Genomic DNA, 12,936 nt, shown 5'->3' on the forward strand with positions numbered 1-12,936 from the left:
GAGGGCGTAAGTCACATTCTCCGCACCCTCTCCGGCCCCCCGGGACCCGCGCCCGACCTGCGCACGGCCAGGGGCGAAGGTGCCCGTCCGAGGCAAGGATCACATCTCGGGCCCGTCAGCCGAGCACGGGCAGGTGGGCGGAGAGGTCGGCGCGGTCGCCGCTCGCGGTCAGCGGCCCGGACTCCAGGGCCTCGGCCCAGGTCAGACGGCCCGTGGCGAGGCGGATCCAGGTCGGCGGATCGGTTTCGACGACGTTCGGCGGGGTGCCGCGGGTGTGCCGGGGACCCTCGACGCACTGGATCACGGCGAACGGCGGGACCCGGACCTCGACCGAGCCGCCGGGCGCCTTCGCCGCGAGGGCGTCGGCGAGCACGCGGGTGGCGGTGGCCAGCGCCTGGCGGTCGTGGGAAACGGGGACGCCGGTGGCGGCCGCCAGGTCGTCGGCGTGGACCACGAGCTCCACACAGCGGGTGACCAGGTAGTCGTCCAGCCGCATCGCCCCGACGCGGGCGGCCAGCAGCCGGTCGGCGGGCGCGACGGCGGCCACCTCGGCGAACCGCGCCTCGGCGCGCCCCAGCAGCTCACCCGGTTTCGCGTCGGCCGCGAGGGCGCGGGTCTCCTCATCGATCGGCCCGGAGTGCCCGGCCACCGCCGACGCCCAGCCGGTGACCGTGACCTCGCGCGCGGGCGGCGCGGGCCGCTCCAGGAGCCGTACGGCGGACGTCACGGCCATCGCCAGATGCGCGATCAGCTCCCGGACCGTCCAGTCACCGAGCCGGGTGGGGGCGTCCAGGGCGGTCTCGTCCAGCCCCTCGGCCGCCTTCCGCACCTGCCGGAGCTGCGCGATCACGGCGGCCCGGGTCTTGGCGGGGTCATAGCTGCGGGTACGGGCACGAGGCGGCATGGCGCCGAGCCTATCGACAGCCCCGTGGGGCGGGCGGAGGATGGATAAGGGGGCGAGAGGTATTAACCAGGACGAAAGGTGTGAATGACCATGGGCGAGCACCCCGACGCCGCCGTGGTGCGCCGCGCATGCACCGCGTATCAGCAGGGCGACCTGGACACCCTCGCCACGCTGCTGACGGCGGACGTCATGCAGCATGTGCCCGGTGACAACATGATCTCCGGGCACCACAAGGGCCGGGACGCGTGCATGCGGCTGTACCGCACCGAGTTCGAGGAGACCGGTGGCACGCTGCGGGTCGATGTGGAATCGGTGATGCCCGACGGGCGCGGTCATGTGATCTCCGGCCACCACGTCCGTGCCGAGCGCGGCAACCGCACGCTGGACATGAAGACCGGGCTGTTCTTCACCATCGTCGGCGGGAAGATCAGCGACATCGACCAGTGCGTCGAGGACATCGACGCCACCGACGCCTTCTGGGGGAAGTGAGCCCCCCAAGGCCCGAACGGACGTACGGTCCGCCCCCTGACGTCAGGGGGCGGACCGTACGGCATACGTTCTCAGGCCGGCCTCGGCCCGGTCCTCAGGCCAGCAGACCCGGGATCGTCGCCTCGTACGACTCCCGCAGCTCGGCCAGCGGGATGGAGAACTGCCCCTGGACGTCGATCGCGTCGCCGTCGACCACGCCGATACGGGCCGCCGGAAGCCCCCGGGCCCCGCACATGTCGTTGAAGCGGACCTCCTCGCTGCGCGGTACGGCGACGATCGCCCGGCCCGCGGACTCGGAGAACAGCAGGACGAAGGGGTCCAGACCGTCGGGGACGACGATCCGGGCGCCCTTGCCCCCGCGCAGACACGACTCGGCGAGCGCCTGGATCAGACCGCCGTCGGACAGGTCGTGGGCCGCGTCCACCATGCCGTCGCGCGAGGCCGAGATCAGGATCTCGGCGAGCAGCCGCTCCCGCTCCAGGTCCACCTTCGGCGGCAGTCCGCCCAGGTGGTCGTGGATCACCTGGGACCAGGCCGAGCCGCCCAGTTCCGCCGCGGTGTCGCCCAGCAGATAGAGCAGCTGGCCCTCCTCCGCGAAGGCGATCGGGGTGCGGCGGGCCACATCGTCGATCACGCCGAGGACGGCGACGACCGGTGTCGGGTGGATGGCCACCTCACCGGTCTGGTTGTACAGCGACACATTGCCGCCGGTGACCGGGGTGCCCAGGGTCAGACAGCCGTCCGCGAGGCCGCGGGTGGCCTCCGCGAACTGCCACATGACCGCGGGGTCCTCCGGCGAGCCGAAGTTGAGGCAGTTGGAGATGGCCAGCGGCTTGGCGCCGGACGCGGCCACATTGCGGTACGACTCGGCGAGCGCGAGCTGGGCCCCCGCGTACGGGTCCAGCTTGGCGTAGCGGCCGTTGCCGTCCGTGGCGACGGCCACGCCCAGGCCGGTCTCCTCGTCCACCCGGACCATGCCGGAGTCCTCGGGCTGGGCGAGCACCGTGTTGCCCTGCACGAAGCGGTCGTACTGGTCCGTGATCCAGGACTTGGACGACTGGTTCGGGGAGCCGATCACCTTGAGGATCTGCTCGCGCAGCTCCTCCGCCGTGGCCGGGCGCGGCAGCTTGCCCGCGTCGTCGGCCTGGAGGGCGTCCTGCCACTCGGGGCGGGCGTAGGGGCGCTCGTAGACCGGGCCCTCGTGGGCGACGGTGCGCGGCGGAACGTCCACGATCTGCTCGCCGTGCCAGTAGATCTCCAGCCGCTCGCCGTCGGTGACCTCACCGATGACGGTGGCGATGACGTCCCACTTCTCGCAGATCTCCAGGAAGCGGTCGACCTTCTCGGGCTTCACGATCGCGCACATGCGCTCCTGCGACTCGCTCATCAGGATCTCCTCGGGGGAGAGCGAGGAGTCGCGCAGCGGCACGGTGTCGAGCTCGACCCGCATTCCGCCGGAGCCGGCGCTGGCCAGCTCGCTGGTGGCGCAGGACAGCCCCGCGCCGCCGAGGTCCTGGATGCCCTCGACCAGGTCCTCCTTGAAGACCTCCAGGGTGCACTCGATGAGCAGCTTCTCCTGGAAGGGGTCGCCGACCTGGACAGCGGGACGCTTGGCGGGCTTCGAATCGTCGAAGGTCTCGGAGGCCAGCACCGAGACACCGCCGATGCCGTCGCCGCCGGTGCGGGCGCCGTAGAGGATCACCTTGTTGCCGGTGCCGGACGCCTTGGCGAGGTGGATGTCCTCATGCTTCATCACGCCCACGCACAACGCGTTGACCAGCGGGTTGCCCTGGTAGCAGGGGTCGAATACGACCTCGCCGCCGATGTTGGGCAGGCCCAGGCAGTTGCCGTAGCCGCCGATGCCCGCGACCACACCGGGCAGCACCCGCTTGGTGTCGGGGTGGTCGGCGGCGCCGAAGCGCAGCGGGTCCATCACGGCCACCGGGCGGGCGCCCATGGCGAGGATGTCGCGGACGATGCCGCCGACGCCGGTGGCCGCGCCCTGGTAGGGCTCGATGTACGAGGGGTGGTTGTGCGACTCGACCTTGAAGGTGACCGCGTAGCCCTGGCCGACGTCGACCACACCCGCGTTCTCGCCGATGCCGACGAGCAGCGCGTCGCTCTCGGGGGCCTTCTCGCCGAACTGCCGCAGATGGACCTTGCTCGACTTGTACGAGCAGTGCTCGGACCACATGACGGAGTACATCGCGAGCTCGGCGCCGGTGGGGCGGCGGCCCAGGATGCCGCGGACGCGCTCGTACTCGTCCTGCTTGAGACCGAGCTCGGCCCAGGGCTGCTCGGCCTCCGGGGTCTGCGCCGCGTGCTTGGTGGTGTCCAGGGTCATGCGCTGACCAGCCTCTTGAGGATCGAGGTGAAGAATCCGAGACCGTCGGTGCGACCGGTGCCGATCAGCGGTTCGACGGCGTGCTCGGGGTGGGGCATGAGGCCGACGACATTGCCCGCCGCATTGCAGATACCGGCGATGTCGCGGAGCGAGCCGTTGGGGTTGAGCTCCTGATAGCGGAAGACCACGCGTCCCTCGGCCTCGAGTTCATCGAGGACGCGCTCATCGGCGACATAGCGACCGTCGATGTTCTTCAGCGGGATGTTGATCTCCTGGCCCCGCTCATAGGAGCGCGTCCAGGCCGTCTCCGCGTTTTCCACCCGCAACTTCTGATCACGGCAGATGAAGTGCAGATGGTTGTTCCGCAGCATCGCACCGGGCAGGAGATGGGTCTCGGTGAGTACCTGGAAGCCATTGCAGATGCCAAGCACCGGCATACCGGCCTTCGCCTGGTCGATCACCGAGTCCATAACCGGGGAGAAGCGGGAGATCGCTCCGGCCCGCAGATAGTCGCCATAGGAGAAGCCGCCCGGCAGGATCACCGCGTCGACCTGCTTGAGGTCCTTGTCGCGGTGCCACAGCGGTACGGCTTCCAGCCCGGCGGTGCGGACGGCGCGCTGGGTGTCGCGGTCGTCGAGCGTGCCGGGGAAGGTGATGACTCCGACGCGTGCGGTCACGACTCCGCCTTCACGGCAGTGGCGTCGGTACCCTCGCCGATCTCGACCTTCACGGAGAAGTCCTCGATCACGGTGTTCGCCAGAAAGGTCTCGGCGATCTGGTGGATACGGGCGAGGGCGGCGTCATCGACCGGGCCCTCCACCTCGAGTTCAAAGCGCTTGCCCTGACGGACGTCGGCGATCCCCTCGAAACCGAGGCGGGGCAGTGCTCGCTGCACCGCCTGGCCCTGGGGGTCGAGGATCTCCGGCTTGAGCATGACGTCGACTACGACGCGTGCCACTGGCACTCCCGGTGGTGTGGTGCTGGTGCGTAAGGCGGTGCCCAAGCGTACCCCGGGCAAAAATCTACGCGAGTAGATATGCAAGGGTTCGGTCACGTTTAAGCATCGTCGGCGGCAACTGACGGGGAAAGGTCGGGGAAAAACGTACGGTCCCGATCACGGCGTGACACGCGGATGGAATTACTGGGGTTCACAATGCAATGCCAGTCACTGTACAAATGAAAAAGCATTGTTGGACACAACTGGACAGCTGACATCTTTGCACGTCAACGCAACGATGCAGCCCGAAAGGACCGATATCCGTGGCGCAGCGCGTAGTAGTCACGCTCTCCGACGACCTCGAAGGAGGCGAAGCGGAAGAGACGGTCACGTTCGGACTCGACGGCAAGTTGTACGAGATCGACCTCAACTCTGCCAATGCGTCGAAACTGCGCGACGCCCTCGCGCCGTACGTGGAGGCCGGCCGCAAGCGGGCCCGCTCGGGCAAGACGTACCGCCGCACCGCCGTCGCCCCGGACCCGGCCGCGGTGCGCGCCTGGGCCCGGTCGAACGGCATGGAGGTGCCTCCGCGCGGCCGGATCCCCAAGAAGGTCTACGAAGCCTTCGACGAGTCGGCCTGAGGCACCCGCCTTCAGCCCGAGGCACCCCCGTTCAGCCGAGTTGCACACCACCCCGGGTGATCCGCTAAAGTCTGGAGCACGCCGAGGGGCGAGGCCGAAAGGCCGAAACCCGAGGAAGACACCATGCGGGTGTAGCTCAGTAGTAGAGCGCCCCCTTTCCAAGGGGGAGGCGCAGTGTGCGATCCCTGTCACCCGCTCTCATCGCCTATCGGCCTCGTGTTGACGAGGATCAGGTAGAGTGATGCGCGCGCCGATCGGTGAAGGCCGGTCGGAGGCATGCGGACGTGGCTCAGTTGGTAGAGCATCACCTTGCCAAGGTGAGGGTCGCGAGTTCGAATCTCGTCGTCCGCTCCAGATCTGAGGCGCCGGTCGAATCGACCGGCGCCTCAGACGTTTTTCGGGGGTGGAGGCGCTTTGAGCTGCTTCACCGCCCCCCGGAGCACCCCCGGAGCGGGCTCGACCCCCGGGGTGGTAGTTCATGGGCCGAGGGTTTGGTTATAGTAGAGGCGCGTCGAACCGGAAAAGTCCGGCGCAGGCGGACGTAGCTCAGTTGGTAGAGCGCAACCTTGCCAAGGTTGAGGTCGCGAGTTCGAGCCTCGTCGTCCGCTCAGTGAACGCGAGGGCCCCGGCCGATTGGCCGGGGCCCTCGGTCGTTCTTCCGTCCCTTGGCCCGCCCCCGGCCTACTTCCAGCTGGTGCCGGTCAACAGCTCGTAAGCCTCCGCGTACTTCCGTTGCGTCCGCTCGACGACCTCCGCCGGGAGCGGGGGCGGCGGCTGCTCGCTCTTGCGGTCCCACCCGGAGGCCGGGGAGGTCAGCCAGTCGCGGACGTACTGCTTGTCGAAGGACGGCTGCGCGTGGCCGGGCTCCCACTGGTCGGCGGGCCAGAAGCGGGAGGAGTCCGGAGTCAGAACCTCGTCGGCGAGCACCGGCTCGGCGCTCTCCACGCCCAGGGTCGCCTCCGCGTAGCCGAACTCGAACTTGGTGTCGGCGAGGATGATCCCCCGGGCGCGGGAGATCTCCCGGGCCCGGTTGTAGACGGCGAGGGTGGCCTGGCGCAGCTGGGCGGCGGGCTCGGCGCCGATGCGGTGGGCCACCTCCTCGTACGCCACGTTCTCGTCGTGCTCGCCGACGGCGGCCTTGGTGGCCGGGGTGAAGATCGGCGAGGGCAGCTCGGAGCCGTCGGTCAGCCCCTCGGGGAGGGCGATCCCGCACACGGTACGGGTCTCGCGGTACTCGGCCAGGCCGGAGCCGGTCAGATAGCCGCGCGCCACGCATTCGACCGGGACCATCCGCAGCGATCTGCACACCAGGGTCCGGCCCGCCCAGTCGGCGGGGGCGCCGGCGGGCAGCTCGGTGGACAGGACGTGGTTGGGGACGAGGTCGGCGAGCAGATCGAACCACCAGAGGGAGAGCTGGGTGAGGATCTTGCCCTTCTCGGGGATCTCGGTCGGCAGAACCCAGTCGTAGGCGGAGATCCGGTCGCTGGCGACCATGACGAGCTCACCGCGCTCGTTCCGGTAGAGGTCGCGCACCTTGCCGGTGTGCAGGTGCTGAAGGCCCGGAACCTCGACCGGCTCGGGCTTCTCGACGAATCCGGACACGCTTCCTCCTGGTGTTTTTGTCCAAGCCCCCTCGATTCTGCCGCACTGAACGGCGTCGACCTGCGGCGGGGCGCGGGGCCGCAGGGGTGCGGCGTCCCGGGTTCCGCTTCCGCCCGGTTCGAACACGTCGTACGAGGAACTCGTACGGCAGGACACAGACCAGGGCACACATGGGGGCGGTGGGGAGGTGCGGGATGGCCGACGCGGCGATCGTGGGCAGCGGGCCCAACGGGCTCGCGGCCGCCGTCACCCTGGCCCGCGCCGGGCTGCGGGTCGAGGTGTACGAGGCCGCCGCCGACATCGGCGGCGGGCTGCGCACCCAGCCGCTCTTCGACCCGGAGATCGCCCACGACATCTGCTCGGCGGTCCATCCCATGGCGCCCGCCTCCCGCTTCTTCCGCGAGTTCGGCCTGGCCGCGCGCGGGGTGGAGCTGCTGACGCCCGAGGTCTCCTACGCCCATCCGCTGGACGGCCGCCGCGCCGCGCTCGCCCACCACGATCTGGAGACCACCTGTGCCGGGCTCGGCCCGGACGGGGAGCGCTGGCGGCGTCTGATGGCGCCGCTGGTGCGGCACAGCGAGGGCGTGGTCGACTTCATCCTCTCCGGGCAGCGCGCCCTCCCCCGCGATCCGGTGGCACCGCTGCTGCTGGCCCCCCGGATCCTCGTCCACGGCACCCGGCTCGGTGCCGCCCGCTTCACCGGTGAGGCGGCGCCCGCCCTGCTCACCGGGGTCGCCGCCCATGCCGTGGGCGAACTGCCCAGCCTGGCCGGCGGCGCGGTGGCGGCCCTGCTCGGGCATCTGGCCCACGGCCCCGGCTGGCCGCTGCCGCGCGGCGGCAGCGCCCGGATCGCCGACGCCATGGTGGACGACATCACCGCGCACGGCGGCACCTTCCACACCGGGCGCGCGATCGCCGACCTCCGTGAGCTGGACGGATATCGCGCGGTGTTGCTCGACACCGGTGTTCCGGGGCTGCTGGACATCGCCGGGCGCGCGCTGCCCGACCGCTACGCGCGGGCGCTGCGGCGGTTCCGCTACGGCCCGGCCGCCGCCAAGGCCGACTTCCTGGTGAGCGAGCCGATTCCGTGGGCCGACCCCGCCGTGGGTCGCGCCGGGACCGTACACCTGGGTGGCACCCATGCGGAGCTGGTCCGGGAGGAGAACCGCACGGCGCGCGGGGTCCGCAGCCAGGCGCCCTTCGTGCTGCTCGTCGACCCGGCCGTCACCGACCCCGGGCGCGCCCGGCCCGGCAGGCGCCCGGTGTGGGCCTACGCCCATATGCCGAACGGCGACGACACCGACCCGGTGGAGCTCATCCGCTCGCGGATCGAGACGTACGCGCCCGGCTTCGGCGACACGGTGCTCGCGGCGCGCGGGATGTCGGGGCGGGACCTGGAGGCGTACGACCCCAACGACGTGGGCGGGGACATCGGCTCCGGCGCGATGACGATCCGGCAGAGCCTCGCCCGCCCGGTGCCCCGCCTCGACCCGTACCGCACCCCGCTGCCCGGCCTCTACCTCTGCTCATCCGCGACCCCGCCGGGGCCGGGGGTCCATGGGATGTGCGGCTACCTGGCGGCCCTGTCGGCGCTACGGCATCGATTCGGCATCCGGCAGCCGCCGCTTCTGGCCCCGGTGGCGTAGGGGCTGCCCAGCGGACCGCGACGCCCGCGGCGGGCTGTCCCCCACCCCGCCCCTCCCCGAAACCGGGACTCCGCCCCAGACCCCGGGACCCAGGGGCGAAGAGCCTCCCGCCACCGGCCACGGGCCAAACGGCGCCCGGCGGGACGTGACGCATGCGGCGGGCTGAGCATCGATATGCGGCCCCGCCGCGTGGCAGGCCTCCCCCCAGACCCCGGGGGTCCAGGGGCGAAGCCCCTGGTAACGGGAAGGGGCGGGGAGGGGAAAGCTCCCCGCCACCGGCCACGGGCCAAACGGCGCCCGACGAGTCGTGACGCCAGCGGCGGGCTGAGCATCGATATGCGGCTGCGCCGCGTGGCGGGCCTCCGCCCCGGGTCCCGGAGGGGCCAGGGGCTGGGAGGGAGAGCATCCGTGGTTCGCCGGATACCGCCTCACCCCCGTTTGCAGATCCGATCCAGCAGATTCGCCGTCGCCCGCTGAACCCGCTCATCCGTATGCCCCGGACGATCCAGCGCGGGCGACCACGCGAACGTCCCCGACGCGAAGACCAACGCGCCGCTCGGAGCCCGGTACAGCGATGTCTCCTGGTGGCGGACCGTCCCCTCCGTGTCCTCGTACGGGGAGTGGGCCAGGAGGATGCGGCGGAGGTGGTCGGGGAGGGTGGTGCGGGGGAAGTAGCGGTCGGCCTCGCCGGCCACCAGGCCGGGCAGTTCGTCCCCCTCCTCCGCGCCCGTTGCCTCCCACAGCCAGTGGCCGGCGTTGCGCACGATCAGCGGGCTCGGCTCGGGCACCCGGCCCGCGTACTGAATGCCGATCAGCTGCTGCTCGGGCGCGGTCTCCCGCCAGAGCGACGAGCGGCCGGGACCGCGGCGCTTGCGGCAGGTCAGCAGGCGGGCCGGGCCGGAGGGCGAGGGGGCGAGCTCGACCTGCCAGTACATGGTGTTCGCGGAGAGGAAGACCAGCGAGGTGCCGCTGTCGCGGGCCGCCTCCACGGTGTGGCGCATCGGCGCCGACCAGTACTCGTCATGGCCGGGGAAGACCAGCCCCCGGTAGCGGGCGGGGTCGACGCTGCCCGCGTGCAGGTCGCGCATCTCGGCGTAGGCCAGGTCGTAGCCGTAGCGCTCGGCCCAGCGGATGAAGTCGTAGGCGTGCCCCACATGGAGGGGCAGCCCAGCGCCCGCGTACGGCCGGTCGAAGGAGACCGTGATGGCCGCCTCCGACTCGCCCAGCAGCTTTCCCCGCTCGTCCCAGGCGTGGTAGAGGCTGGCGCCGGTCCGGCCGTCCTCCGGGTAGAGGTTGTACGCCTGCCAGGTGAGGTCGGGCAGGACGAGGAGGAGGTCGGCGGGGCGGCTGTCGCGGACGGTGAAGGGGATGTGGCTGCGGTAGCCGTCCAGGGTGGTCAGCACCGCGACATACGCGCCGAGCTTCCAGTACGAGGGGATCTGCATCCGCCAGGACAGCCACCAGTGGTGGCAGGAGACGGTGCGGTCGGCGGTGAGCGGGGGCGGCTGGACGATCCCGGACAGCCGGGGGCTGGTGGTGATCTTCAGCGCGCCGGCGCCGTCGTAGTAGCCGATGCGGTAGATGTCCACGCTGAACTGCTGGGGCGGGTCCACCGTGATCCGGAAGTCGATCGCCTCACCGGGGGCCGCCGCGGAGGTGGAGGGGAAGCCCTTGATCTGCCGGTGGACATCGTCGGCGGTGCGCGGTCCGGGGATCCTGGCGGGGCCCCTCACGCCGATCCGCTCGGCCGCCCGGACGTCGGCCCCGGAGAGATGGACGTCGTCGACGTACCACGGGACCACCCGGCCGGTGTCGTCGAAGTAGTTCTCACTGTCGCGCAGCCAGGGCAGCGGGCCCTGGCCGAAAGGATCCGTCACCGCGTGAGCGAGCGCTCCCGACTCCCAGCGCCGGATCTGGTCCGTCCCCACAACTGTTCCCCTCCCCTGCGTACCCGGCGGCGCCACGCCTCGCTGTCCTCGCACACCGCACCGCCGCGGGTCCGGCCTTGTGGGCCGGGCTGCGGGGCCGGTCCTGCGTTCGGGCCGGTTGGGCCGGAACTCCTGGGCCGGGTGACAGCGACCGGCCCAAGCACATCACATTACGCACCTACTCCGTCACCGATAGTCGCTAAAATGCCCGGAACAGACACCGAACGCGCGAGAGGGTGGACATAGGAGCGGTATTCGGCGGACTCCGCGCCGCTACCCCAGCCGGACGGGCTTCTCCGGGCGGACTCCCACCTCGCCGAGCCAGGCGCGCAGCGGCCCGTCGTCGCCGTCCTCCACCAGGCTCAGCACCGGATGGGCCAGATCGGCCCGCCGCCGCCCGCCGACGAGCAGCGCGGGCCCGTCCAGCCAGTCGAGGCCGGGGGCCGCGCCCGCGGTGTCCATGGCGGCGCAGCAGACCATGGCGGTGACATGGTCGGCGAGCAGCTCCCGGCCGGTGCGGGGCGGCTGGAGCGGGAACGCCGGGGCGAAGCCGTCGATCCACGGGTCGCCGCCGGAGCCGCCCACGGGCCCCTCGGCCCCCGCTGCGGGGCCCTGACCGTGCACCCGGGTGGCGGCGGCCTCCTCCCGGGCCACCTCGACGCTGAGCCGGGCGGCGAGGCGGGGGGCGTCGCCGTGGGAGCCGCCGTCGGAGCCGCCGTCTGAGCCGTCGGCGGGGTGGGCAGGGGCGGCGGTGAGCCGGTCGATGACCCGGGCCAGGGTGGCCGGGGCGGGTCCGCCCGCGCGGGCCGGGGCGGGGGCGGCGCCGACGGGCTCGTGGGCGTCGTCCCGCTCGTCCAGGAGCCGGTTCAGCCGGGCGGCCTCCTGCCGCCACTTGCGGTCCACGACCTCCTCCGGATACGCGCCCCAGTCGACCGGGTACCAGTCGGGGCCCGGCTCCGCGGGGCCGCCGTGGAAGAGGCGGGCGGCCAGCAGCGAGGTGGCCTCGTCCATCACCCCGGGCTCCTCCAGCAGGTCGCAGGCCGGGCGCTCGCTCAGCCGGGAGGTGAACCCCTCGGCGAGCCGGTCGCGGCGGGAGAGCTCGGTGAGCGCCGAGACCACGCCCGCGTCCAGCCGGGAGGGCCAGCGGCCCATCCGCCAGGCGGGCAGCGCGACCCGGGTCAGCAGCCGGTCCCAGCCCGCGTAGGCGAGGCCCACCTGCTCCTGGGCGACGATCCGCAGCCCGTAGTCGACCATCTGGGCCCGCTCGGAGGCGGCCGCGGCGACCGCGCGCTCCATCTCGGCCGCCTGGTCCCGGCAACCGCGCAGCAGCAGCCGGGCCACCCAGCCGACGAAGCCGAAGGCGGGCCGGCGCACCGCCGCCACCAGGGCGGGCGCGGGCCCGGACGACGGCTCGCCGCCGCGGGCCGCGACGGCCACGGCGGCGTCGAGACCGCGCACGAAGCGGCGGGCGGCGGCTATGTCGGGGTGGACGGACGGGCCGGTGCCCGCCACCACGGGGGCGAGCAGCGCGCGCAGCTCGGCGACCCGCATCCACCACAGGAACGGCGAGCCGATCACCAGCACCGGCGCCCGCGGGGCGCGCCGCTCGGGACGGTCCACGACCCGGTCCGCGCCGACCCCTCTGGCGCCGCGTACCGGACGGGGCTCCTCGACCGCGAGGGCGCCGCGGTCCCGGCGCCCCCGGCGCTGGGTGTGCGCCGGATGCGTACGGTCCTCCAGCCAGCTGTCGCAGTCGGGGGTGAGCGCTATGGCCGAGGGCGCGGGGACCTCCAGGCGGTCGGCCAGGTCGCGGACCAGCTGGTAGAGGTCGGGCGCGGTCTCCTCGGCGATGGGCACCGTCGGGGTGTGCGCGGGCCTGGCCCGGACGACCACGGCGGCCACGGCCGCCGCCAGCAGCAGGACCACCAGGGCGCCCCCGGTCACCACCCAGCGCAGGGCCGTCCAGCCCTCGTCCTGGGAGCCGCCGATGCTGCCGGTGGCGCTTCCGGCCAGCAGCACGACGGCGGCGGCGGCCGGGAGGAGCGCGACCGCGAGCGCGGTGCTCCGGATGCGCAGTACCGCGAGGGCGCGGGCACGCGCCTCCAGGGCACCTGCTTCGGTACCTGCCACGGTTCTCATCACCCCCTACTGTCCGGCCGGTGTTTGAACAGCGGACGACGGCGGCGTTGTTTTCTCCCCACCCACTGTCGCACCGGCCGCCGACTCCGCAATGCCGGTGGGCCAGTTGCCGCACCTCGCCTGAGCGGCACACTAGTTGGGGGCCGGGCGTGCGTCAGCAGGATGCGGAACCGCTCACCCAATGGAATGGCCTTGGGTAAAACCGGGAACTTCGCGATGGCGACGCCGGGCCCCGTGTGAACAGGCGGAAGCGGCCTTCCGGACCGTTCACCGGCCCGCTCGGGCCCCCGGTTGAGACACTTCTTA

At 72.1% G+C, this 12,936-nt stretch carries 10 protein-coding genes and 3 tRNA genes; 6 read left to right on the forward strand and 7 right to left on the reverse strand.

Annotated features, from left to right (window positions below; translation table 11 throughout):
- Positions 1-115: 115 nt before the first annotated feature.
- A complete protein-coding gene (locus ACMTAK_RS24620; protein ID WP_413808221.1) occupies positions 116-904 on the reverse strand; it encodes a maleylpyruvate isomerase family mycothiol-dependent enzyme in 789 nt (262 codons plus the stop codon).
- A gap of 90 nt (positions 905-994) precedes the next feature.
- On the opposite strand from ACMTAK_RS24620, the gene ACMTAK_RS24625 reads away from it, so the two are divergent.
- Positions 995-1,393 carry a nuclear transport factor 2 family protein gene (locus ACMTAK_RS24625; protein WP_413808222.1) on the forward strand — a complete coding sequence of 133 codons (399 nt, stop codon included), beginning with the start codon at positions 995-997 and terminating at the stop codon, positions 1,391-1,393.
- Between the two features lie 94 nt (positions 1,394-1,487).
- On the opposite strand, the gene purL is transcribed toward ACMTAK_RS24625, so the two are convergent.
- From purL to purS, 3 genes are read right to left on the reverse strand one after another with little or no spacing between them, the layout of a single operon-like run.
- Complete coding sequence (gene purL / locus ACMTAK_RS24630; protein WP_413808223.1) at positions 1,488-3,737, reverse strand: phosphoribosylformylglycinamidine synthase subunit PurL; 2,250 nt, start codon at positions 3,735-3,737, stop codon at positions 1,488-1,490.
- Positions 3,734-4,414, reverse strand: coding sequence for a phosphoribosylformylglycinamidine synthase subunit PurQ (gene purQ / locus ACMTAK_RS24635; protein ID WP_262703462.1), 681 nt, complete (start codon positions 4,412-4,414; stop codon positions 3,734-3,736). The genes purL and purQ overlap by 4 nt, the downstream gene beginning before the upstream one ends.
- A complete protein-coding gene (gene purS, locus ACMTAK_RS24640) occupies positions 4,411-4,701 on the reverse strand; it encodes a phosphoribosylformylglycinamidine synthase subunit PurS (RefSeq protein ID WP_413808224.1) in 291 nt (96 codons plus the stop codon). The genes purQ and purS overlap by 4 nt, the downstream gene beginning before the upstream one ends.
- Positions 4,702-4,997: 296 nt before the next feature.
- On the opposite strand from purS, the gene ACMTAK_RS24645 reads away from it, so the two are divergent.
- The 4 genes from ACMTAK_RS24645 to ACMTAK_RS24660 all read left to right on the forward strand — a co-directional run bounded on the left by ACMTAK_RS24645 (position 4,998) and on the right by ACMTAK_RS24660 (position 5,923).
- Positions 4,998-5,315: a histone-like nucleoid-structuring protein Lsr2 gene (locus tag ACMTAK_RS24645; protein WP_037953281.1), complete on the forward strand. Its 318-nt coding sequence runs from the start codon at positions 4,998-5,000 to the stop codon at positions 5,313-5,315.
- A 125-nt stretch (positions 5,316-5,440) separates the two neighbouring features.
- A tRNA-Gly gene (locus ACMTAK_RS24650) sits at positions 5,441-5,512 on the forward strand.
- 81 nt (positions 5,513-5,593) lie between these two features.
- Positions 5,594-5,669, forward strand: a tRNA-Gly gene (locus ACMTAK_RS24655).
- Positions 5,670-5,850: 181 nt separating this feature from the next.
- Positions 5,851-5,923, forward strand: a tRNA-Gly gene (locus tag ACMTAK_RS24660).
- Between the two features lie 73 nt (positions 5,924-5,996).
- On the opposite strand, the gene ACMTAK_RS24665 is transcribed toward ACMTAK_RS24660, so the two are convergent.
- The gene (locus tag ACMTAK_RS24665) at positions 5,997-6,917 is read right to left on the reverse strand and encodes a phosphoribosylaminoimidazolesuccinocarboxamide synthase (RefSeq protein WP_413808225.1); all 921 of its coding nucleotides are present in this window, start codon (positions 6,915-6,917) and stop codon (positions 5,997-5,999) included.
- A gap of 194 nt (positions 6,918-7,111) precedes the next feature.
- On the opposite strand from ACMTAK_RS24665, the gene ACMTAK_RS24670 reads away from it, so the two are divergent.
- The gene (locus ACMTAK_RS24670; RefSeq protein WP_413808226.1) at positions 7,112-8,563 is read left to right on the forward strand and encodes a phytoene desaturase family protein; all 1,452 of its coding nucleotides are present in this window, start codon (positions 7,112-7,114) and stop codon (positions 8,561-8,563) included.
- A gap of 428 nt (positions 8,564-8,991) precedes the next feature.
- Here ACMTAK_RS24670 and ACMTAK_RS24675 read toward each other — a convergent pair whose 3' ends face one another.
- Complete coding sequence (locus ACMTAK_RS24675) at positions 8,992-10,491, reverse strand: N,N-dimethylformamidase beta subunit family domain-containing protein (RefSeq protein ID WP_413808227.1); 1,500 nt, start codon at positions 10,489-10,491, stop codon at positions 8,992-8,994.
- A 273-nt stretch (positions 10,492-10,764) separates the two neighbouring features.
- On the reverse strand, positions 10,765-12,630 hold the full coding sequence (locus tag ACMTAK_RS24680) for a hypothetical protein (RefSeq protein ID WP_413808228.1): 1,866 nt from the start codon (positions 12,628-12,630) through the stop codon (positions 10,765-10,767).
- Between the last annotated feature and the right edge of the window lie 306 nt (positions 12,631-12,936).

Origin of the sequence: Streptomyces lacaronensis, assembly GCF_047337785.1 — a bacterium.
GTDB lineage: Bacteria > Actinomycetota > Actinomycetes > Streptomycetales > Streptomycetaceae > Streptomyces > Streptomyces lycopersici.

Bases quoted from the DNA above. Each gene is read 5' to 3' on its own strand.
- ACMTAK_RS24620 (WP_413808221.1), bottom strand. From the start codon at position 904: ATGCCGCCTCGTGCCCGTACCCGCAGCTATGACCCCGCCAAGACCCGG.
- ACMTAK_RS24625 (WP_413808222.1), top strand. From the start codon at position 995: ATGGGCGAGCACCCCGACGCCGCCGTGGTGCGCCGCGCATGCACCGCG.
- purL (WP_413808223.1), bottom strand. From the start codon at position 3,737: ATGACCCTGGACACCACCAAGCACGCGGCGCAGACCCCGGAGGCCGAG.
- ACMTAK_RS24670 (WP_413808226.1), top strand. From the start codon at position 7,112: ATGGCCGACGCGGCGATCGTGGGCAGCGGGCCCAACGGGCTCGCGGCC.
- ACMTAK_RS24680 (WP_413808228.1), bottom strand. From the start codon at position 12,630: ATGAGAACCGTGGCAGGTACCGAAGCAGGTGCCCTGGAGGCGCGTGCC.